Annotated in this window: 17 protein-coding genes; 6 read left to right on the forward strand and 11 right to left on the reverse strand. The window is 67.0% G+C overall.

All coding sequences use genetic code 11. The features are described 5' to 3' along the window. Positions 1-155: 155 nt before the first annotated feature. The 3 genes from AC3WJB_RS01835 to pssA all read left to right on the forward strand — a co-directional run bounded on the left by AC3WJB_RS01835 (position 156) and on the right by pssA (position 4,933). Positions 156-2,975 carry a M16 family metallopeptidase gene (locus AC3WJB_RS01835; protein ID WP_492683030.1) on the forward strand — a complete coding sequence of 940 codons (2,820 nt, stop codon included), beginning with the start codon at positions 156-158 and terminating at the stop codon, positions 2,973-2,975. Between the two features lie 121 nt (positions 2,976-3,096). Next, positions 3,097-3,495, forward strand: coding sequence for a DUF4156 domain-containing protein (locus tag AC3WJB_RS01840; RefSeq protein WP_492678131.1), 399 nt, complete (start codon positions 3,097-3,099; stop codon positions 3,493-3,495). 46 nt (positions 3,496-3,541) lie between these two features. Then, on the forward strand, positions 3,542-4,933 hold the full coding sequence (gene pssA / locus AC3WJB_RS01845) for a CDP-diacylglycerol--serine O-phosphatidyltransferase (RefSeq protein WP_492678133.1): 1,392 nt from the start codon (positions 3,542-3,544) through the stop codon (positions 4,931-4,933). Between the two features lie 10 nt (positions 4,934-4,943). On the opposite strand, the gene AC3WJB_RS01850 is transcribed toward pssA, so the two are convergent. Further along, positions 4,944-5,582 (reverse strand): GNAT family N-acetyltransferase, encoded by a 639-nt coding sequence (locus tag AC3WJB_RS01850; RefSeq protein WP_492678135.1) that lies wholly within the window; start codon positions 5,580-5,582, stop codon positions 4,944-4,946. Further along, on the reverse strand, positions 5,575-5,781 hold the full coding sequence (locus AC3WJB_RS01855) for a YdcH family protein (protein ID WP_492678137.1): 207 nt from the start codon (positions 5,779-5,781) through the stop codon (positions 5,575-5,577). Before AC3WJB_RS01855 ends, AC3WJB_RS01850 begins: the two co-directional genes overlap by 8 nt. Before the next feature lie 126 nt (positions 5,782-5,907). Here AC3WJB_RS01855 and AC3WJB_RS01860 point away from each other — a divergent pair, with 126 nt between their 5' ends. From AC3WJB_RS01860 to AC3WJB_RS01870, 3 genes are all read left to right on the forward strand, one after another. Next, positions 5,908-7,110 (forward strand): amino acid aminotransferase, encoded by a 1,203-nt coding sequence (locus AC3WJB_RS01860; RefSeq protein ID WP_492678139.1) that lies wholly within the window; start codon positions 5,908-5,910, stop codon positions 7,108-7,110. Positions 7,111-7,230: 120 nt separating this feature from the next. After that, entirely contained in the window at positions 7,231-8,148 is a 918-nt protein-coding gene (locus AC3WJB_RS01865; RefSeq protein WP_492678141.1) for a recombination-associated protein RdgC, read from the forward strand. Between the two features lie 144 nt (positions 8,149-8,292). Next, entirely contained in the window at positions 8,293-9,063 is a 771-nt protein-coding gene (locus AC3WJB_RS01870) for a M48 family metallopeptidase (protein WP_492678143.1), read from the forward strand. Between the two features lie 63 nt (positions 9,064-9,126). Here the strand turns inward: AC3WJB_RS01870 and AC3WJB_RS01875 are convergent, their stop codons facing one another. From AC3WJB_RS01875 to AC3WJB_RS01915, 9 genes are all read right to left on the reverse strand, one after another. Continuing rightward, the gene (locus AC3WJB_RS01875) at positions 9,127-9,738 is read right to left on the reverse strand and encodes a sterol desaturase family protein (RefSeq protein WP_492678145.1); all 612 of its coding nucleotides are present in this window, start codon (positions 9,736-9,738) and stop codon (positions 9,127-9,129) included. A 121-nt stretch (positions 9,739-9,859) separates the two neighbouring features. Next, complete coding sequence (locus tag AC3WJB_RS01880) at positions 9,860-10,843, reverse strand: alpha/beta fold hydrolase (protein WP_492678147.1); 984 nt, start codon at positions 10,841-10,843, stop codon at positions 9,860-9,862. A gap of 60 nt (positions 10,844-10,903) precedes the next feature. After that, the gene (locus tag AC3WJB_RS01885) at positions 10,904-12,745 is read right to left on the reverse strand and encodes a M1 family metallopeptidase (protein WP_492678149.1); all 1,842 of its coding nucleotides are present in this window, start codon (positions 12,743-12,745) and stop codon (positions 10,904-10,906) included. Positions 12,746-12,844: 99 nt separating this feature from the next. Then, a complete protein-coding gene (acpA, locus tag AC3WJB_RS01890; protein WP_492678151.1) occupies positions 12,845-14,536 on the reverse strand; it encodes an acid phosphatase in 1,692 nt (563 codons plus the stop codon). A gap of 21 nt (positions 14,537-14,557) precedes the next feature. After that, positions 14,558-16,105 carry a S10 family peptidase gene (locus AC3WJB_RS01895; RefSeq protein ID WP_492678153.1) on the reverse strand — a complete coding sequence of 516 codons (1,548 nt, stop codon included), beginning with the start codon at positions 16,103-16,105 and terminating at the stop codon, positions 14,558-14,560. Between the two features lie 186 nt (positions 16,106-16,291). Next, positions 16,292-16,906 (reverse strand): hypothetical protein, encoded by a 615-nt coding sequence (locus AC3WJB_RS01900; protein WP_492678155.1) that lies wholly within the window; start codon positions 16,904-16,906, stop codon positions 16,292-16,294. A 13-nt stretch (positions 16,907-16,919) separates the two neighbouring features. After that, on the reverse strand, positions 16,920-17,186 hold the full coding sequence (locus AC3WJB_RS01905) for a DUF2249 domain-containing protein (RefSeq protein ID WP_492678157.1): 267 nt from the start codon (positions 17,184-17,186) through the stop codon (positions 16,920-16,922). Between the two features lie 750 nt (positions 17,187-17,936). After that, on the reverse strand, positions 17,937-18,689 hold the full coding sequence (gene ubiE, locus AC3WJB_RS01910) for a bifunctional demethylmenaquinone methyltransferase/2-methoxy-6-polyprenyl-1,4-benzoquinol methylase UbiE (RefSeq protein ID WP_492678159.1): 753 nt from the start codon (positions 18,687-18,689) through the stop codon (positions 17,937-17,939). Positions 18,690-18,711: 22 nt separating this feature from the next. Continuing rightward, on the reverse strand, positions 18,712-20,091 hold the full coding sequence (locus AC3WJB_RS01915; RefSeq protein ID WP_492678161.1) for a metal-dependent hydrolase family protein: 1,380 nt from the start codon (positions 20,089-20,091) through the stop codon (positions 18,712-18,714). Positions 20,092-20,180 lie beyond the last annotated feature (89 nt).

Consider the following 20,180-nt stretch of genomic DNA (forward strand, 5'->3'; position numbering starts at 1 on the left):
GCTGCCGCGTCCGCACGCCGGCTACATCGGACTCCATGCCGCTGCCGCAGGATTTGCCGCCAGTGCTGGTCACCGGTAGCCTGGACGTTTGACCCCCGTATGCGGAGTTTTTCGTGGCCCAGAAATCACTCGTCAGGCTGATTGCCCATGTGCTCATGGTCGTCGGCGGCATTGCCGCGGTACCGGTGGCACCTGCCGCCACGCCAGCGCAGGACATCCCGGATATTCCCTACACCCGCTTCAAGCTGCCAAACGGCCTGACCGTGGTGGTGCATGAGGACCACAAGGCGCCGGTGGTGGCGGTGAGCATCTGGTACCACATCGGCTCGGCCGACGAGCCGGCAGGCAAGACCGGGTTTGCCCACCTGTTCGAGCACCTGATGTTCTCCGGATCGGAAAACCGCAAGGGCACGTACTTCGAGCCGTTCGAGAAGGCCGGCGCCACCGACATGAACGGCACGACCTGGTTTGACCGCACCAATTACTTCGAGACCGTGCCGACCACGGCGCTGGACATGGCGCTGTGGATGGAGTCGGACCGCATGGGCCATCTTCTGGGCGCGATCGGCCAGGAAGAACTGGATACCCAGCGCGGCGTGGTGCAAAACGAGAAGCGCCAGGGTGAGAACCGTCCCTACGGCCGCACCGACCAGAACATCCTCTCGCACACCTATCCCGCCAATCATCCCTACCAGCACGACACGATCGGTTCGATGGCGGACTTGAACGCGGCCTCGCTGGACGACGTGCGCGACTGGTTCAACGCCAATTACGGCGCCGCCAACACCACCCTGGTGCTGGCCGGCGACATCACCGAGGCACAGGCCAGGGAAAAGGCGGCGCGGTATTTCGGCGACATTCCCGCCGGTCCGCCGGTGCCGCGCCAGCAGGCCTGGATCACGCCGCTGGCGCGACCGACCCAAGGCATCCAGCACGACCACGTGGCGCAGCCGCGGCTGATCCGCACCTGGGTGGTGCCGCAGCTTGGCAGCGACGACGCGATCCAGCTCGACCTGGCCGCCAGCGTGCTCGGCGACGGCAAGACCTCCCGCCTCTACCAGCGCCTGGTGTACCAGGACAAGCTCGCCGATGACGTCAGCGCCGACTTGCACGCCTTTGCCCTGGCCAGCCAGTTCCAGATCCAGGCCGACGTGAAGGACGGCGTCGACCCGGCGACGGTCAAGGCAGCGATTGACGATGAACTGCGCAAGTTCCTCGCCACGGGCCCGACCCAGGACGAACTCGACCGTGCGCGCATGGGCGACCGCGCGCATTTCATCCGCGGCCTGGAAAAGGTCGGCGGCTTCGGCGGCAAGGCGGTCATCCTGGCCGAAGGCCAGGTCTACCGCGACGATCCGGGCGCGTACCGCAAGGATCTGGAACGCAGCGCCGCGGCCACGATTGCCAGCGTCAGGGACGCGGCGCACACCTGGCTGCGCCTGGGCGATTACGCGCTCACCGTGTTGCCGGCCGGCGAGAAGTTCGACCCGGAAGCGGAAGACGCCGCCGTGGTTGCGCTCGGCAAGGCCGGCGGACGGCCGCCGGCGAAATTGCCGCCAGCGCAAGACTATCGCACGACGCCCAGCACGCTCGACCGCAGCCTCGGCGTGCCTGCCGTCGAGGCATTCCCGGCATTGAGCTTCCCGACCCTGCAACGCGGCAAGCTGGCCAACGGCATCGAGGTGATCCTGGCCGAGCGCCACACCATCCCGGTCACCCAGGTACAACTGCTGTTTGACGCCGGCTATGCCGCCGACCAGGGCCACAAGCTCGGCACCGCAAGCTTTGCCTCGGCCCTGATGAACGAGAGCACGGCCAGCCTGGACTCGGTGGAACTCGACCGGCGCAAGCAGCGGCTCGGTGCCATCACGCATGTGAGTTGCGGCCTCGATGCCTGCTCGGCCTCGCTGAATGCGTTGAACGAGCAGCTCGTGCCATCGCTCGCGCTGTTTGCCGACATCGTGCGCAACCCCGCCTTCAAAACCGCGGACATCGAGCGCGTGCGCGGCCAGTGGCTGGCTGGCATCGCCCAGGAAAAGACCCAGCCCACGGGCATGGCGCTGCGCACACTGCCGCCCTTGCTGTACGGCACGCAGCACGCCTATGGCATTCCGTTCAGCGGCTCGGGCACCGAGGCCGGGATCATGGCGCTCACTGCCGGCGACCTGCGCGCCTTCCAGCACGACTGGTTGCGCCCGGACAACCTGCGCATCCTGGTCGCCGGGGATACGACCTTGGCGCAGATCATCCCGCAGCTCGAAGCCGTGTTTGGTGACTGGCAGGCACCGGCCAGCCCGGTCCCGGCCAAGAACATCGTCGCCGTCGACGCGCAGGCCAAGCCGCGCGTGTTCCTGATCAACCGCGACGACGCGCCGCAGTCGCTGATCCTGGCCGGCCTGCTTGCGCCGTCCACGCGCGCGGAAAACAACCTGGCCATCCAGGCGGCCAACGGGGCCTTTGGCGGCACCTTCACCTCGCGCCTGAACATGAACCTGCGCGAGGACAAGCGTTGGGCCTACGGCGCGCAAAGCCTCCTGATCGACGCGCAAGGCCAGCGCCCCATGCTGTTCTTTGCCCCGGTGCAGACCGACAAGACCGCCGAGTCGGCATTGGAGGTGCTGAAGGAGGCGCGCGCCGTGGTCGGCGACCGGCCACTGACCGCCGCGGAGATCGCCAAGGTCAACGACCAGCGCATCCGCGCCCTGCCTGGCAGCTACGAAACCACCAGCGCGGTGCTGCGTGCGGTCAGCGGCATCGTGCAGTACGACCGTCCGGACGACTACGTGCAGACCCTGCAGGCGCGCCTGCAGGCAGTGACCCCGGCAGCCGCCGAGGCGGCCATCAAGGAGATCATCAAGCCCGGGGCCCTGACCTGGGTGATCGTCGGCGACCTGCGCCAGATCGAGGGACCAGTGCGCGCACTGCAGCTCGGCGAAGTGCACATCCTCGACAGCAACGGCAAGCCGCTACCCTGAACGCCTGGGGCGTGGGCGTACTCCACGCCCCCAGGCAGTGGCGCAGCCGCCCGCAAGCGTTACGATGGACGCGGCGCGCCGTGGCGCTGCATGATTTTTCCGGCATCACCCAGGAGCCCTTATGCACAAAGCCTTGTTGCTCATCCCTGCCTTGCTGCTTGCCGGCTGCAACTGGGGCATCAAACTTGATAGCGGCGCCAAGAACATCCGCACCGCTTGGAACGACGATGTCTCCGCCTGCCGCGACCTGGGCAAGGTCACGGTCTCGGTCATGGACCGGGTCGGCCCCGTCGACCGCAACGAAATCAAGGTGGCGAGCGAACTCGAAGTACTGGCGCGCAATTCCGCCGCGCAAATGCAAGGCGCCGACACGATCAAGCCGCTCGCCGAAGCGCGCGACGGCGCTCAAGCCTGGGGCGTCTACGCATGCGGTTCACGCGTATCGAAGGCCGCACCAGCGCGACCTGCAGGCGCCGCGACTTCGAGCCGCGCGCAGACCTTCCCGGTACAGGGCGGCTGAGTGGCCCAGAGCCTGGGCGGCCGGCTCGAACGCAGCACGTGACCTGATGGTCCCGAGTGCGATACGGATTGCCCGGCGTTGGTTGCCACGTCGCGGGCGCGTCGTGCCCCCGCGGGTGGCACCACCGACACCGGCGTTCGTCATGCCGGCCAGCGCCGTGACCACGCTTCCCGATCCAGCCGCGTTCCGCGCCGTCCTGCTGGAACTGATAAACACCGCCACGCGGCGCATCGTCCTGGTCGCCCTGTACCTGCAAGATGACGATGCCGGTCGCGAAATCATGGACGCGCTGTACGCGGCCAAGGCGCGGCGCCCGGACTTGCAGGTCGCACTGTTCCTGGATTGGCACCGGGCGCGGCGCGGCCTGATCGGCAAGCAGCACAGCGAAGGCAACGCGGCCATGTACCGCCGCTACCGCGAGCGGCATGGCCCAGGCATCGAGGTGTATGGCGTGCCGGTGCAGAACCGCGAGCTGTTTGGCGTGCTGCACGTCAAGGGTTTCGTCTTCGACGACACGGTGCTGTACAGCGGCGCCAGCCTGAACGACGTCTACCTCGCACGCCACGAGGCCTACCGCCTGGACCGCTACCACCTGTTGCGGCATGCCGGCCTGGCCAATGCCTTGGCTGGCTTCGCCCACCAGCACCTGCTCCCGGCCGGCGCCGCCTGTCGCCTGGACCTGCCCGGCGCCCCCGGCCCGCGCCGCCTCGGCCGCACCATCCACGAGCTGCGCGCGGCCCTGGACCAAGCAGCCTACGCCGTGCCGCATGAAGTACCCGGCGCGGGCGAGATCGCGGTGACGCCGCTGCCCGGCTTTGGTCGCACGCACAACGCGCTGGATGCCGCCGTGCTGGAATTGCTGCGCGAGGCACGCCAACAGGTGATCCTGCTGACGCCGTATTTCAACCTGCCGAGGCCATTGCGCGCGGCCGTGGGCAACCTGCTGCGCCGGGGTTGCCGCATCGACATCATGGTCGGCGACAAGACCGCCAACGATTTCTATATCCCGCCCGGGGAGCCGTTCAAGACGATCGGCCTGCTGCCCTACCTCTACGAGAACAACCTGCGCCGCTTCATGCGCGGACACCGCCGACAGATCGCCGCCGGCCAGCTACGTATCCATCTGTGGCGCCACGGCGCCAACAGCTATCACGCCAAGGGCCTGTTCATCGACGACGAGATCGCGGTGCTGACCGGCAGCAACCTCAATCCGCGCGCCTGGCGGCTGGACCTGGAAAACGCCCTGGTGCTGCGCGACCCGCAACGGCTGCTGCATGCGCAGCACCAAGCCGAGTGGGCCGCCCTGCGCAAACACGCGACCCTGCTCGAGGACGATGCCGCCCTGGAGCGCCCGGCACAGTATCCGCCAGCGGTACGCAAGAACCTGCAGCGGCTCAGGCGCACCCGGCTCGACCGCCTGGTCAACCGCCTGCTCTAGGAGCAGGGGCTCAAGCGCCGGCCGCAGGCGCCGCGGCCAGGCGCCCCACGCGCTGGCGCAGGGCTTCGCGCGCGACCGGCCACTCCGCGGCCAGCAGGCTGAAGCACACCGTATCGCGGATGCTGCCATCGACCCGGCGCTTGTGCGCGCGCAACACCCCCTCATGCCTGGCGCCCAGGCGGGCAATCGCCTGCTGCGAGCGCAGGTTGAGGATGTCGGTATGCCAGGCGACCGCCACGCAACCGAGGGTCGCAAAGGCATGTTCCAGCAGCAACAGCTTGCAGGCGCTGTTGATGGCGGTGTGTTGCCAGCGCCGGGCGTACCAGGTGTAGCCGATCGCCAGCCGCGGCAGGCCGGGGTCGATGTCGTAATAGCGCGTGGAACCGACGATCTCGCCATGCTCCAGTTCGCGCACGGCAAACGGCAGCATGACGCCAGCATGCTGGCCCCGCAGCGCGGCGTCGACGTAAGCCGCCATGCCGCCGGGCGGGGGCACGCTGGCGTAACGCAGCTGCCACAGCTCGCCGTCAGCCGCGGCGGCTTCGAGCGCAGGCACGTGAGCCGAAACCAGCGGTTCCAGCGCCACCTGGGCAGCGCTCAGCGTAAGCGGCGTGGCCAGCGGTACGCGCCCGACCGAAAGGCTAGGCATCGAGGTCGGGGATCAATTTGCTTTCCAGCCGGGCGATCTGGTCCTTCAGCAGCAACTTGCGTTTCTTCAGCCGGGTCAGTTGCAGTTCGTCACGCCCGGTGGCTGCGCCAAGGAGCTCGATGCTGGTATCCAGCTCACGGTGTTCCGCCCGCAATTCGACCAGTAATCGGACGATCTCGGCTTGATCCTGAACCTGCATGAGGTCTAACCGGCGATGGCGGTACCTCAGTCTAGCGCGGTTTGCGCCGCGCGCCGGCGCGCGGACGCAGCACGGTTACAATAGGAAGCTGACCACGTCCGTGGCAACTCAACCCGAGGATATGCCGTGTCTGCGTTCGCATCGGTGGAAATGGCCCCGGATGATCCCATCCTGGGCCTGGTGGAGACCTTTCGCGCTGATCCGCGACCCGGGAAGGTCAATCTCGGCATTGGCGTCTACCACGACGAGCAGGGCCGCATCCCGCTGCTCGACACCGTGCACGAAGTAGAGCTGCGCCTGGCGCAGGCGGCAGTATCGCGCGGCTACCTGGGCATCGATGGGCTGCCCGCCTACAACCACCTGACCCAGGAATTGCTGTTCGGCGCACAGGCGGACATCCTCGCCGCCGGACGCGTGGCGACGGCGCAGACCATCGGCGGCAGCGCGGCGCTGCGGGTGGGCGCGGATGTGCTGAAGCAGGTGCTTGGCGGGCATGCGAAGGTGGCGCTGAGCAACCCGAGCTGGGGCAATCATGCCGTGGTGTTTCGCGCCGCCGGCTTCACGGTGGATCAATACCGCTACTTCGACCCGGCAAGCCACGGCCTGAATTTCGCCGGCATGCTGGAGGACTTGGGCCGCATGGAGCGCGGCAGCGTGGTGCTGCTGCATGCCTGCTGCCACAACCCGACTGGTGTAGACCTGGACGCGGCGCAATGGCAACAGGTCATCGCGGTGCTGGACGCGCGCGGCCTGCTGCCCTTCGTGGACATGGCCTATCAGGGCTTCGACCAGGGCCTGGAAGACGATGGGCTGGCCGTGCGGCTGCTGGCGGACTCGCCAATCCGTGCTTTCGTGGTGTGCAACTCGTATTCCAAGTCGTTTTCGCTGTACGGCGAACGCGTCGGCGCGTTGTCCATGATCGGTGCGGACCGCGACGAAGCCGCGCGCCTGCTCTCGAGGATCAAGCAGACCATCCGTTCGATCTACTCCAGCCCGGCGACCCATGGTGCCGCGCTGGTGGCTGGGGTGCTCGGCAGTGCCGAGTTGCGCGCCCGCTGGGAGGACGAGCTCGGCGACATGCGCGCGCGTATCCATGCCATGCGTGCCGGCCTGGTCGAGCGCCTGGCCGCACGCGGCGCCGGCCAATACGCGTTCATCAACCGGCAGGCCGGCATGTTCTCGTACTCGGGATTGAGCAAGGCGCAAGTCCACCGCCTGCGCGACGAGTTCGCCATTTACGCGGTCGACAACGGCCGCATCTGCCTGGCTGCGCTGAGCCGGGAAAAGCTCGACACGGTGGCCGACGCGATCGCCGCAGTCAGCGCCTGAACCGCGCCGGGACCGCCCACACTCCTAAGCGCACCGACGCCGATCGCCCGCCGCCCGCACCGCGCGCGCGACCCGGCGCGGAGACCAATCACGCCCGCATGGGCCTCATCTGGATGTTGCATGTTTTTTCGCAATCTCACCCTGTTCCGGTTCTCCCCTGCAGTCGGCGCCGACCTGGCGCGCCTCGAGGAGGCACTTGCCAGCCATCGCCTGCGGGCTTGTGGGCCCCTGGAAATGGCCACCCGCGGCTTCGTCCCGCCCATGGCCACAGCCGACGACGAGTCGCTGACGCGCAGCCTCAAGCACTGCACGCTGCTGACGCTGGGTAGCGAGGACAAGCTGCTGCCGGCGCAAGTGGTCAACACGGAGCTGCAGCGCAAGGTCCGCGCCATTGCCGAGGAGCACGGTCGCCGAGTCGGTGGCCGCGAACGCAAGCGGATCAAGGATGAAGTCCTCACCGAGCTGCTGCCGCGTGCGTTTGTGCGCAGCTCGCGCCTGGCCGCCTATGTCGACCGGCAGCACGGCTGGGCGGTGCTGGACACCGCCAGCCGCAAGGCCGCCGAGGACGCACTGACCCAGATCCGCCAGGCGCTGGGCAGTTTCCCCGCCGTCCCCCTGGCCCCTGCCAACAGCCCGCGCCTGCTCATGACCGAGTGGCTGAGTAGCGGCAAGCTGCCGGCAGGGCTGCAACTGGGCGACGAATGCGAATTGCGCGACCCGGCAAGCAACACCGGGGCCGTCGTGCGCTGCCGGCGGCAGGACCTGGAGGCCGACGAGGTCAAGCAGCACCTGCGCACCGGCAAGCAGGTGTTCCTGCTGGGCCTGGTGTTCAACGAGCGCATTGGCCTCGTGCTTGGCGAGGACCTGGTGGTGCACAAGCTCCGGTTCCTGGACGTGGTCACGGAGGAGCTGGGTGACAGCCCGGGCGACGCCGCGGCGGAACTGGACGCCGGTTTTGCCCTGATGAGCCTGGAATTGGCCCAATTGCTGGCCAAACTGGACGAATGTTTCGGGCTGCCGCGACCGACCGACGCGTGAACGAAAAACTATCCCCATAAAGGACCGCGCCAGGGCATACTTGCGACTGTGCCACGCGACAAAACCCCGCCTCCTGATACCGGCCCTCGACGGGCCGCGGGTGACGGCAAATCGCGTCGGTGCCAACGTAGGAAAAGGCCCGCAATGACCCAACAGCTACGAGGCGATTGGCTGGAACTGGTGACCGTACGCGGCTGCACGATCCGCGTGCTGAAGGCCGCGAGTCCGCGTGCACGCCAATTACGCCTGACTGTGACGCCGAACGGCGCCCGGGTTTCCTACCCGCGCGGGATGCGCGCAGGCCAGGTCTACGCGTTCCTGCGCAGCCAGGCCGGTTGGCTGGAGCGCAAGCTGGACGAGCTGAACCTGGTCACCAAGCCGGCGCGCGCGCTGCACGTGGGCACGCCCACCGAATTCACCCTGCGCGGCGAAAACACCGCCCTGTACTGGGCCGAAGGCCCCTACCCCAAGGTCGAAACCCGCGAAGGCGAGGTGACCCTGGTCATTCCGCGCCCGAACACGCGCGCCCTGCCCGTCGCCCGTGGCTTGCTGGCCATGCACCTGGAGGGCCTGATCCGCCGCGACGTGTCGCGCTGGCTGGCGCTGTACGTGCCCCAGCTCGGCCTGGCCCCGACCTCGGTACGCGTGCGCTCCATGAAGAGCCTGTGGGGCAGCCTGGACACGCGCGACCGCATCAACCTCGACCTCGCGCTCGCCTTGGCGCCGCCGGTGGCGCTGCGCTATGTCGTGGTCCACGAGCTGTGCCACCTCAAGGAGCGCAACCACTCCACCCGCTTCTGGGCACAGGTGGGCAGGCTGCTGCCGGGCTGGCAGGAACAACGCGACTGGCTGCGCCAGCATGGCGCACCGCTGAAATACGAGCTGGACCGCCTGGTCGCGGACATGGCCGATTGATCCGGGCTGATCGGGCCGGCGCGGTGCGCCAGTCGTCCCACACTCAATGCGGCAGGCGAGCGGTCACCGCTGGGCGGACGGCCGCGGCTGGCGCACGTAACGGGTGCCGAGCACGTCGTCCCAGAACAGCGTGGTGACGCCGAAATTCGTTTCCGGATGGAAATGATGAATCTGGTGCGCACCGGCCCAGCGCCGCAGCCAGGGCTGCTTGAAGCGCATGTGGTGGATCGCGAAGTGGCTGAGGCCGTACGCCACGTAGCCAATCGTCACCGCGCCCATCAGCACCAGCGCAAAACCCGTCGGCAAGAGGGCAGCGAGCAGCGCGGTCAACACCCCCAGCACCATGGCCGGCAGGAAAAACGGCAGCGAATCGTAGCCCAGCGGATTCTCGTGATGCTTGTGGTGGCCCTGCTCGAACAGCGGGATGTGGGTGTGAAACATCCAGCGATGGAAAAAGTATTCGATGAAACTGAAGACGAACAAGCCCAGCGCCACTGCCAGCACCACGCCGAGTACGCCGCCGGCTCCCAGGCGCGCGCCAACCACCAGCAGCGCGATGCCCAGCACCGAATCGACCACCACCTCGACCCAATAATTGGTGCGTGTACTGGACAGGCGCGCAATCCCGTCCAGGCCGGAGCGGGACAAGGCTTGCATCGTCAAACGCCGTGTCATGACATTGCCTCCAAAGCCAACCTCGGCGAATCCGGACAACAAATTTCATTGTCCCACTTCGCCCACGCCCAATCACAGACCCAGGACAAGTCCTCTTCACTCTGGGGGCGGTTTCCGCCGCTCAATGCGAAAGCACGAAAGCAGTGAGGATCTGCGCTGTCTGTTCGGGTTTCTCCTGCATGGGCAGGTGCTTGCAGCCGGTCAACATGCTCGAACTGATCGCCGCGGCGTGGCTTAGGCCGCTGCGCAGGCTGTCCAGCGCCGAACGGTCGATGACCGAATCCTCACGGCACCACAGGCCAAGCACCGGCATGTCGAGCTCCGCCAGGTGGCGCTGCACGATGAGTTGCTGGGAGTCCTGGCGCAGGCTGGCCAGCCGCTCGCGCACGAATGCGCGCTCGGCCTGGTTGCGGCGCACAAGGACGTCGGCAAAGCGGCCGCGCTCGGCCGGCGGCTGCGCCAGCAGCATAGCCTGCGAGCGCGCCAGGCCGGCACGGTCGTCATATTCAAACAGCGATGCCGCGGCGGCCTCCGTGCTGAACGCGCTGTGCGTCGCCTGCAGCCCGAAGGGCTCGAGCAGGGCCAGCCCGGCGACCCGGTCGGCATGCCTGGCGGCGTACACGGTGGCCACCGCTGCCCCCGTGCCATGCCCGGTCAGCACGAAGCCGCGTACGCCAATCGCCTGCACGAACTGCTGCAGGCGCGCTGCCTGCGCCTCGATGGAATAATCCGCGCCCGGCACGCGCGAGGAATCGCCCCAACCCGGCAGGTCGGGGATGATGACGTGGAAATGCGGCGTAAGTCGCTCGGCCACGGCCAGCCATTCGCTCTTGTCGGCGGCGAAGCCGTGCAGCAGCACGATGTCCTGGCCTTCCCCGCCGGCGTAATACGACCAGGTGGTGTCACCCGCCACCACGCGCTGCTCGTCCACATGCGCGACCATCGCGCGACGCGCCAGGTCGGCCTGCATCAGCCATTGCGGCGCCAGCCAATAGCTGCCGCCGAGCGCAACCAGCAGTAGGCCTGACAACCAGGCAAGAAATTTCAGGCGACGCAGCAGCAGGTGCTGCCACAGCGGCCGTGTCGGCACAGCGGGATTGGACATGTCGATCGGCAAGCCTTGCGTGGAGCGGACGCGGGACTCGCGTTGCGCGGAATGGCGCATTTAAGCACGCCCACGCCCCTGGGTTCCCATCATGGCCCTGGCCTTGGCGAAGATCGCCGCGACGGCGGCCTGGGTCAGCGGGTGGTAGCCGGGTGCCGCTGCGGCGTAGACCTGCTCGGCATAAGCCAGTCCAGCTGGCGTTTTGGCGAAGGCCTTGTACAGCGGGGTGGTCAGGTACAGCCGGCCAATGCGGCACATGTGCTCGCTCGCGGCCGGCCACGCCGCCTGGTATCCGGCGGCGATCGCGTGCACATACCAGCGCATGCCGATCTCGGCATTCGGCGTGCCGGTGAGTTGCCAGGCGGCATCGAGCTGCTCGAGTTTTTCCAGCGGTACGACATCGGGCAGGCGATCCAGGAAGTACATCCATTCCTGGGTGTTCCATGCGTGTGCGGCCAGCCCGGCAGCATCGATGTCGCCGGCGAGGAAATCACGGCGCCCCGCGTCGATCAACATAAAGCGCGGCGACTCCGGCAGCGGCGCACCGGCCGGGACGCCCGGCTCGTAGACCCAGGCCAGCACCTCATCCCACCCCATGCGCCCCGGATGCCGGTCCACCAACGTCGCCTTCAGGTAGGCCAGCATGTCCTCGGTGCGGATGCTGCGGTAGGCGAAATGATCGAAGTAGCCGCGCAGCCAGGGATCGAGCAGCTCGCGCCCGTAGCGCGCCTCCAGGGTGCGCAGGAACCAGGCGCCCTTGTGGTAAGCGACGGCACCCAGGCTGTCGTCCGCCGCGAGCCCGTCCGGATCCGGAGCGAGTTTTTGCAGGTTGGCCACGATGCCGGACAATTTTTTCTGCAGCTCACGCGCGGCGAGCAGCGCCTCCTCGTCGGCCAGCGCCTTGCCGTATACCGCCTCGGTGATGCGGCCCTGGACATAGGTGGTGAAACCCTCATTGAGCCAGATGTCGCGCCAGGAGGCGGCCGTGACCAGGTTCCCGGACCACGAATGCGCCAGCTCGTGCGCCACCAGCGAGACCAGGCTCTTGTCACCCACCAGCACGGTGGGCGTGGCGAAGGTCATGTTTGGATTTTCCATGCCGCCAAACGGAAACGAGGGCGGCAGCACCAAGAGGTCGTAGCGCCCCCAGCGGTAGGCCCCATACAGCCGCTCGGTGCTGGCGATGAGCTGCTCGGTATCGGCGAATTCGCGCGCCGCCAGCGCGATCAGCGACGGCTCGGCATAGACGGCCGAACGCGGACCCGTCTCGCGCACGGCCAGCGCACCGGCGGCAATCGCCAGCAGGTAGGAAGGGATGGGGTGCGGCTGGGCAAAGTCGAACGTGCCGTCTAACGCATGATGGGCTTCGTTCGGCGCGCTCATCACCACGCGCAAACCGCGTGGCGCGCGAACCCGCGCCACATAGGTGAAGCGCACCGCAGGCGTGTCCTGCAGCGGTATCCACGACCGCGCGTGGATCGCCTCCGACTGCGAAAACATGAACGGCGCCGTGTGGTCGGCGGTCTGCCCGGGGGTCAGCCACTGCAGGCCGGTCGCGTGTTCAGAAGTCCGGTAGTGGATGCGTACGTGGGCCGGCCGCTGCGGCGCCTCGATGCGCAGCGCGCTGCCCAATATTTCGTCGGACGGACCGAGCGACCAGGCCAGGGCCTGCGTTTTGCCATCCGCGGCGAGGGCCTCGACCCCGGCTATATCGAGATCGCGCGTATCCAGGAGCAAGGCAGTGGCCGCGGGATCGAGCCATTCCAGCCGCAGCGTGACGTGCCCTGCCAGGCGGTGCTGCGCAAAGTCGAGTGCCAGCTCGAGATCCAGGTGGGTGACCCGCACCTGCCCGGGTCGTGCGCAGGAATGCGGATCAATGGCTGGATGGTCAGCGTCGGGCATGGCGCCGCCAATGTTCAGCGAACGGCGACTGCGTGCCCGGAACCTGGCGCACGGCAGCTGACTCGCACACCAGGCCGTAGCCGCAGCGGAGCCATGCGCTCAGCCAAGATCCAGTGCCGCGGTCAGGTCGCCCGGAGCCGGGCCGCCAGCGGCCAGCATGGCTTGCTCGCGCAGACGCAGGCCGGGCAGCCTGCGCAGGCCGAAGCGGCGGGTGATGAAACGCAGGATGGAACCGGTGTCGTAGATGGTGTGGTCGACATGGCCCTGCTTGGCAAACGGGGAGATCACGAGCGCCGGAATACGCGTCCCGGGACCCCAGCGGTCGCCCTTGGGCGGCGCGACGTGATCCCACCAGCCGCCGTTTTCGTCCACCGTGACCACGACCAGCATGTTCGGCCATTGCGGGCTGTTGCGCAGCGCATCGACAACCCGCGCCAAGTGCCGGTCGCCCGAATCGACGTCCGCATACCCAGCATGCATGTTGAGGTTGCCTTGCGGCTTGTAGAACGTCACTGGTGGCAGTGTTCCTGCCTCCACCGCGGCGAGGAACTGGTTGGTGCGCGAAGTTTCGCCAATGCCGCCATCGCGCAGATGCTGCCTGCGCGCCGCGGTGCCCGGCGCAAACTGCCGGAAATAATTGAACGGCTGGTGGTGAGGCTGGAAATTCGGCGCCTTGGGGAAGGCCTCCGGGCTGCCGTCAGCCTTGCCTTCCAGCGCCGCCTGCCAGCCGCCCGCATACCAGGCCCAATCCACCTTGGCCGCGCTCAGCAGGTCGCCGATCGTCTGGTGGCTCTGTGGCGGGAGCGTGTTCGGGCTGGCGGGATCGGCGAGGAACGGGTTGTGCGGGTCGGTGCTGAACGCCGGCGCATAGGCCGGCCCCATGGTGTTGACCACCCAGAAATCCGGGGTCATGGTGTCCGGGCTGGCCAACTTCGGCGCGCCCTGCATTGCGCTGCGCGGCGCGTCCGGCGCGAGCTTGGGGCGAATGCCGGTGGGGTCGTTGCCTTCCAACTGCACGATCTGGAAGCGCGAGATGCTCTTGTCCGCATTCGCATAGTGCGGCGGCTGCGCGCAGGCCAGGTACTGGTGGTTGAGGAACGAGCCGCCAAACGCGCCCATGAAGAAGTTGTCGCACAAGGTGAACTGGCGCGCGAGCTGCCACAGGCGCAGGTTGACCCCGCTGTCGGCGTAATAGCCCATGGGGAACGCGCCCGAGTCGCCCCAGGCCACGAAGCCGTCGTTCTTGCCACCATTGATCTGCAACTGGTTCTGGTAGAACTGGTGCACCAGGTTGCGCGTGATCACGCCCTGCGGCAGCGGATCGCCATCGGGCGTGCGCAGCGCAAACGGCCCGTTCGGCAGGCCGCTGATGTCAGCCTCCTGGATGTGGAACTTGCGGTGCTCGACGATCTGCGCGTGCGGCACCATGCCACCCCAGATTGGCGGCAGCGTGGCCAGCACGCTGCCGTCGCGATCGCGCTGGCGCAGCGCCTCGGCTGGCACGTCGGCCAGTGGCTGCTGCAGGCCCGGGAAGCTGCCAAACAAGTTGTTGAAGCTGCGGTTCTCGGCAAACAGCACCACCACGTGCTGGATATGCTTGCGCAGCGACGCATCGCTCACCGCTGCGCCAGCCTTCACCGCTGCCGCCGGTGCAGCCCTCGCGGCCTCACCGGCGCCCAGGGCCAAGGCCGCTGCCGCCAGCGTCGCCCCGCCCAGCAGGCGGCGGCGCCCGGGACTCTCGGGCGCCCCGTCGTCCGGTACCACGACTGGACCTGTCGGCTTTTCAGTCATGCAAGCTGTCTCTCCGCGCCGCTATGGCTTGGCTGTCGCTCCGTCGTAGAACCGCACCAGGTCGGCCTTCAACTGCTTGAGCGCGTCGGTATTGAGATAAACCATGTGTCCCGAAGGGTAATACGTGAAATGCACGTTGCCACGCAAGGGCGGATCGAGCTGCATGTGCGCGAGGTCGTACTCGGTGTTGAAGAACGGCGTGGCCATGTCGTAATAGCCGTTGGCCGACAACACCTGCAAGCGCGGATTGGTGCGGATCGCGTGCGCGAGGTCGATCGCGGTATAGGCCAGCGGCAGCTCGCGCGACATGCCGGGCGCCTTGTGTTTCCAGTCCCAGTTGCGGTTGGCGCCGGGGGCAGAAGTGCGGTATTCGAGCGCACTGTGGTAGTTGAGCTGCCCGGCCAAGTAGGCATGGAACGCGCTCACGAAAGCACCGGTAATGCCGGTGGACGACGGGTCGTAGCCGGGATTCTCGCCGGCGGCATCCTGGTCGGTGCCGGTGAAGCGGCTGTCGAAGCGGCCGATCGTCAACCGTTGGTCGCGCAGCAGCTCCTTGCGGAAGCGGCTGAGGTCCACGCGCAGGTTCGCGCTCTTGATGTAGTCCACGGACAGACCGGTATAGGCGGCCATCTGCTGCGCCACGCTGTCGAGTTCCGCCGCCGGCAGGTTGCTGCCTTTGGCGAGCGCGGCGGTGTACGGCCCGCGGGCCCACTGCTCTACCTGCTTGATGAACTCCGGCAGGCTGGCCGGCTTGTTCGGCACTTTGTCGTGGTACCACGCCGTGGCCGCGTAGCTCGGCATGTAGCCGATGTAAAGCTCGTCGTAACCGGGCAGGCGGATCGCATAGTTCAGGATCGACGACAGGAGAACGACGCCATTGATTGCCATGCCGTCGTCTTGCAGCTTGTCGACCAGGCCGGCGCTGCGCGTGGTGCCGTAGCTTTCGCCGAACAGGAACTTTGGTGAATTCCAGCGCTGGTTCTTTTCGACGTAACGCTCGATCGCCCGCGCAAACGCGGAAATGTCCTGGTCCACGCCCCAGAAGTCCTTGCCCGTCGCCTTGCCCACGGGCCGCGAATAGCCGGCGCCCACGGCGTCGATGAACACGAGGTCGCTCTTGTCCAGCAGGCTGTCGTCGTTCGGTATCACGTGATACGGCGCCGGCCCCGTGGCAGACGGGCTGGCGGTCTCGACCCGCACGGGGCCGAGCGAACCCATGTGCAACCACAAGCTCGACGAGCCCGGGCCGCCGTTGTACAGGAACGTCACTGGCCTCGGGCTGCCCTTGCCACCGTCCTTGCCCACGGTGTAGGCGGCGTAGAACACACTGGCCTGGGGCTGGTTCTTGTCATCGCGGATGATCAGCGTGCCGGCGGTCGCTTCGTATTTGTAGCTGCGTCCACCAATGGTGACTTCGTGGGAGGTGCGTGTCTCGTCCTCGGCGGCAGGCGCGGTGGCGACCTGGCTGGAACTGGCCTTGGCAGGCGCCGGCGCGTCTTTCGCCTGGATGGGACCAAGAAGGGCCAGCGCGAGCACGCCGGCCAACAACGGCAAGATGGAGTGGCGCATGAATTTCCCCTATGCAACAAAAAAGACCGCACTCGACTATAGCCAGATACTGATCGCGATGACCGTGCAAAAAGTACCAGGCGCATGGGCGGTGGAAACATTCGAGGTGGAAGACCTCCCCGCCAGGGTAGTTTCCCGGCGCGGCGTCCACGAGCCACAAGCTGCGTTGCTGTCAGCCTGCCAGGTTCAGTTCAGCGCGGTCACGCACACGACCTCGGTGTCGTCCGCGTGCTCCAGCAGGATCCGGCGCACGCGATCCTGCCAGACGTCCCCAAAGTTCTTGCGCTGCGCAGGCGTCGCGTCCGGCGCGAAGGCCGCCATCAGCAACGGGCGCAGGTTTGCCGCCGGCGGCACGCTGCCCAGATCCAGCGCCACGCTGACGGTCTTGCCGGTATCGCTACGCGTCACCTGGATGTCGCCGCCCTGGTCCGAGTCCGCATAGTCCAGCAGGTCCTGGCGCACGAAATGGCCGCCAATGCCGTGGAAGCCGTTGTCGGCTGCCGCGCCGGTAAGCAGGGTAAAGACCTGGGCAATGACGCCGTTGACGCCTTCGTTGGCCGGGCCGGGAATGTGCACGGAAACCGCGCCGCGTACGGCAGGTCCATCGGGATACAGCGCGCGCAGCGCAGCACGCGCCATGAGATAGGCGCCGGCCACCGTCGGACAGGAATGACCGGCCAGGCGGACGGCGTCGACATAGCGGTATTCCATCAGTCCACCCTCGGCGGCGCCGAGGAAGTCCGCCAGGGGATCGCGCAGCGTGATGCGTGGCGCCTGATCAAAAAATGCCGGGTAGTTCATGGCGCAGCCAACCTCACTCTTCGGGCAGGTCGACGATGCCGAAGTCGATCACCACGGCGCCGGGTTCGCGCTGGCGATAGGTCACGGTGAGGTTGTCGCCCAGCCGGTCGCGCAATTGCGCCAGCAGCGGGATGGGATCGTGGTCGTTGACGAAGCGCATGGTCTCGCCCGAGCGCAGCGCGCCGATCGCGCCGAAAATCGCCGAATGGCGGAAGCGGTGCGCAATGCCGCGCGCATCGAACGGATAGACTTTCTCTTCAGGGGCCATGACATCGGACATGTGGCGGTACTCGGCTCTGGATAGGAGCCGCCAACATACGCTGCCGAGGTGAGCAGGCCACTGACGTGGATCAGCCGCACGAGACCCGGAACGCGGGAACGCCATGACAACGCCCACCGTCATTCCCGCGAAAGCGCGCTGCTGTCCGGAACGTTTGGGGACGGCCTTTGCTTCATCCACGGCATCGCACCAAGACACCGAAACACCCCCCGGCGTCATTCCCGCGAGGCGCTCTTCAACAGCCGAAGGCTGGTCAAGCGGGAGGCGCTTTTCAACAGACGAATGTCTAGTCATCCAGTGCCTTGGCTGTTGCTGGTCACTTGAAAGCACTGGACCCCTGCTTTCGCGCACTGCTGTCCGGAATAAATTCGTGCCTCGACACCGAAAACATTGCGCCGCATGACCTGATGGCTGTCGCAAGTAACTTGGACTCAAAAAAAGGCGGCTTACCCTTGTTGTCTCAGCCTAGACCTCAACTCTCCAACGTCATCCCTCCCGGCGTCATCCCCGCGAAGGCGGGGATCCAGTGTTTTTGGGTGTCCGCAAAGGCCAAGGCACTGGATTCCCGCCTTCGCGGGAATGACGCCAGGCAGGGTTTCGGCGTCCTGGCGCGATGCCGTGGATGAGGCAAAGGCGGTTCCGAAAACGTTCCGGACAGCAGTGCGCTTCCGCGGGGATGACGGCGGAAGGTAACTTCGAGAGCCCGGTGATGAAGGTCGATCGGTATGACGACCGGGCGGGTGGCGGAAGCTAGAACTTGTAGCCGCGATGGATGGCGACGATACCGTTGGTGAGGTTGCGCACCTCGACGTGGCCGAAGCCGACGTGCTCCAGCATGCCCTTCAGCGTTTCCTGGTCGGGATGCTTGCGGATCGATTCGGCCAGGTACTGGTAGCTGTCGGCATCGTGCGCAAACAGCCGTCCAAGCCGCGGCAGCACCTGGAAGGAATGGAAGTCGTAGAGCTTGCCCAGCACGGCACTGCGCACGCGGGAAAATTCCAGCACCAGCACGCGGCCGCCCGGCTTGAGCACGCGATGAATCTCGGCCAGCGCCCGGTCCTTGTCGGTGACGTTGCGCAAACCAAACGCCATCGTGACTGCATCGAAGCTGTTGTCGGGAAACGGCAGCGCCTCGGCATTGAGCTGCGCCCAACGCAGGCCTGACACGAGGCCGCGGTCGGTGAGCCGGTCGCGACCGACATCCAGCATGGCGGCGTTGATGTCGCCGACCACGATCTCGCCGGCCTCGCCCACGACCGGCTTGAGCAGGGCGGCAATGTCGCCGGTGCCGCCAGCCAGGTCGAGCACGCGGTCGCCGCGGCGGATGCCGCTGATGGCGATGAAGTGGCGCTTCCACAGGCGGTGCACGCCGAACGACATCAGGTCGTTCATCAGGTCGTAGTTGCGCGCCACCGAGGTGAACACCGCGCCGACGAGCTTCTGCTTCTCGGCAACCGGCACGTCGCGGTAGCCGAAATGGGTGGTAGCTGGCTGTTCGCTCATGGACGCCATCTTAGCCGGCTGCTCACTTCGGCGCCGAACTGTGGAACGTGACGGGCTTGCCGTCCTGCTTGTAGACCACGCCATCCTTCATGACGAAGCCGACGTGTTGCATGGCGGTGATGTCCTGCAGCGGATTGCCGGGAACCGCAATCACGTCAGCGCCGCGGCCCACGGCAATCACACCCAACTGGTCGGACTTGTGCAGCAGTTCCGCGGCATGCGTAGTCGCCGCCTGCAGGGTGAACATCGGCGGCATGCCGGCCTGCACCATATAGGCAAATTCCTCGGCGTTCTCGCCGTGCGGATACGCACCGGCATCGGTGCCGAACGCGATCTTGATGCCGGCCTTGTACGCCGCGGCGGCGTTGCTCAGGCTCTTCGGCCCGATCGCCGCCGCCTTGCGCTGGATCTGCGGCGGGAAGTAGCCCGGCTTGGCGGCAAGCTGGGCGACGCGTTCGCCGGTGATGATGGTCGGCACCAGCCAGGTGCCGTGCTGCTTCATGAGCTCGCGGTCGGCCGCGTCCATGAGCGTGCCGTGCTCGACTGAGTCCACGCCGCCCAGGATCGCCCGGCGCACCGCCTCGGCGCCGTGCGCGTGGGCGGCGACGGTGAAGCCGTAGTCGTGCGCCGCCGCCACCACGGCCTTGATCTCGTCGATCGTCATCTGCGGGTTCTCGCCGTCCGCGCCCTCGTCGAGCACGCCGCCGCCGGGCATGATCTTGATCACGTCGGCACCATCCTTGTAGTGCTGGCGCACGGCCTTCCAGGCGTCCTCGGGCGAGTCGATGATGCCCTGCTTCGGGCCGGGATCACCGGCCAGGTCCATGCGGTAGCCGTTGCTGGGGTCGGCGTGCCCGCCGGTCGAGCCGATCGCGCGGCCCGCGGTGAAGATGCGTGGGCCCGGCACGATGCCGGCGTTGATGGCATTGCGCAGCGCGATCGATTCGTTGTCGCCATCGGCCAGGTTGCGCACCGTGGTGAAGCCCGCGAGCAGGGTGCGCCGCGCATACACGGTGGAGCGGATCGCATAGTCGGCCGGATTCAGGCGGAACTGGTCGCTGTAGCTGGTCGGGCTGCCCTGCATGGTGAGGTGCGTATGCATGTCGATCAGGCCGGGCATGCAGGTCGCATCGGCCAGCTCGACGAACTGGTACTTGCCGCCGGAAGTCTTGGCGGCCTCCTGGTACGGCTTGACGTCGAGCGCGCCCGCATGCAACTCGCGGATGCGCCCGTCCTCGACCACAAGCGTGGTCTCGCCCAGCAGCTTGCCCGCCGCGGTGTCCACCAGGTGGCCGCAATGCAGCACGCTGACGTCATGCGTCGGCGGCACGTCGGCGGCCGAAGCCGCATACGACAGCGACAGGACGACGGCAGCGGCCAGGACGGCAAGGCGTGGCGACATGGCAATTCCCCAGGAGTGAGATTGAGGTGCAACGATGGCGCGGAGTATAGGCCCGCCTGCCACACGACTCGACCGGCCAGAAGTCATGG

Source organism: Rhodanobacter sp. FW510-R10, assembly GCF_058781105.1.

Coding starts and splice junctions, on each gene's coding strand:
- AC3WJB_RS01835 (WP_492683030.1), top strand. CDS start 156: ATGGTCGTCGGCGGCATTGCCGCGGTACCGGTGGCACCTGCCGCCACG.
- AC3WJB_RS01840 (WP_492678131.1), top strand. CDS start 3,097: ATGCACAAAGCCTTGTTGCTCATCCCTGCCTTGCTGCTTGCCGGCTGC.
- pssA (WP_492678133.1), top strand. CDS start 3,542: ATGGTCCCGAGTGCGATACGGATTGCCCGGCGTTGGTTGCCACGTCGC.
- AC3WJB_RS01850 (WP_492678135.1), bottom strand. CDS start 5,582: ATGCCTAGCCTTTCGGTCGGGCGCGTACCGCTGGCCACGCCGCTTACG.
- AC3WJB_RS01855 (WP_492678137.1), bottom strand. CDS start 5,781: ATGCAGGTTCAGGATCAAGCCGAGATCGTCCGATTACTGGTCGAATTG.
- AC3WJB_RS01865 (WP_492678141.1), top strand. CDS start 7,231: ATGTTTTTTCGCAATCTCACCCTGTTCCGGTTCTCCCCTGCAGTCGGC.
- AC3WJB_RS01870 (WP_492678143.1), top strand. CDS start 8,293: ATGACCCAACAGCTACGAGGCGATTGGCTGGAACTGGTGACCGTACGC.
- AC3WJB_RS01875 (WP_492678145.1), bottom strand. CDS start 9,738: ATGACACGGCGTTTGACGATGCAAGCCTTGTCCCGCTCCGGCCTGGAC.
- AC3WJB_RS01880 (WP_492678147.1), bottom strand. CDS start 10,843: ATGTCCAATCCCGCTGTGCCGACACGGCCGCTGTGGCAGCACCTGCTG.
- AC3WJB_RS01885 (WP_492678149.1), bottom strand. CDS start 12,745: ATGCCCGACGCTGACCATCCAGCCATTGATCCGCATTCCTGCGCACGA.
- acpA (WP_492678151.1), bottom strand. CDS start 14,536: ATGACTGAAAAGCCGACAGGTCCAGTCGTGGTACCGGACGACGGGGCG.
- AC3WJB_RS01895 (WP_492678153.1), bottom strand. CDS start 16,105: ATGCGCCACTCCATCTTGCCGTTGTTGGCCGGCGTGCTCGCGCTGGCC.
- AC3WJB_RS01900 (WP_492678155.1), bottom strand. CDS start 16,906: ATGAACTACCCGGCATTTTTTGATCAGGCGCCACGCATCACGCTGCGC.
- AC3WJB_RS01905 (WP_492678157.1), bottom strand. CDS start 17,186: ATGTCCGATGTCATGGCCCCTGAAGAGAAAGTCTATCCGTTCGATGCG.
- ubiE (WP_492678159.1), bottom strand. CDS start 18,689: ATGAGCGAACAGCCAGCTACCACCCATTTCGGCTACCGCGACGTGCCG.
- AC3WJB_RS01915 (WP_492678161.1), bottom strand. CDS start 20,091: ATGTCGCCACGCCTTGCCGTCCTGGCCGCTGCCGTCGTCCTGTCGCTG.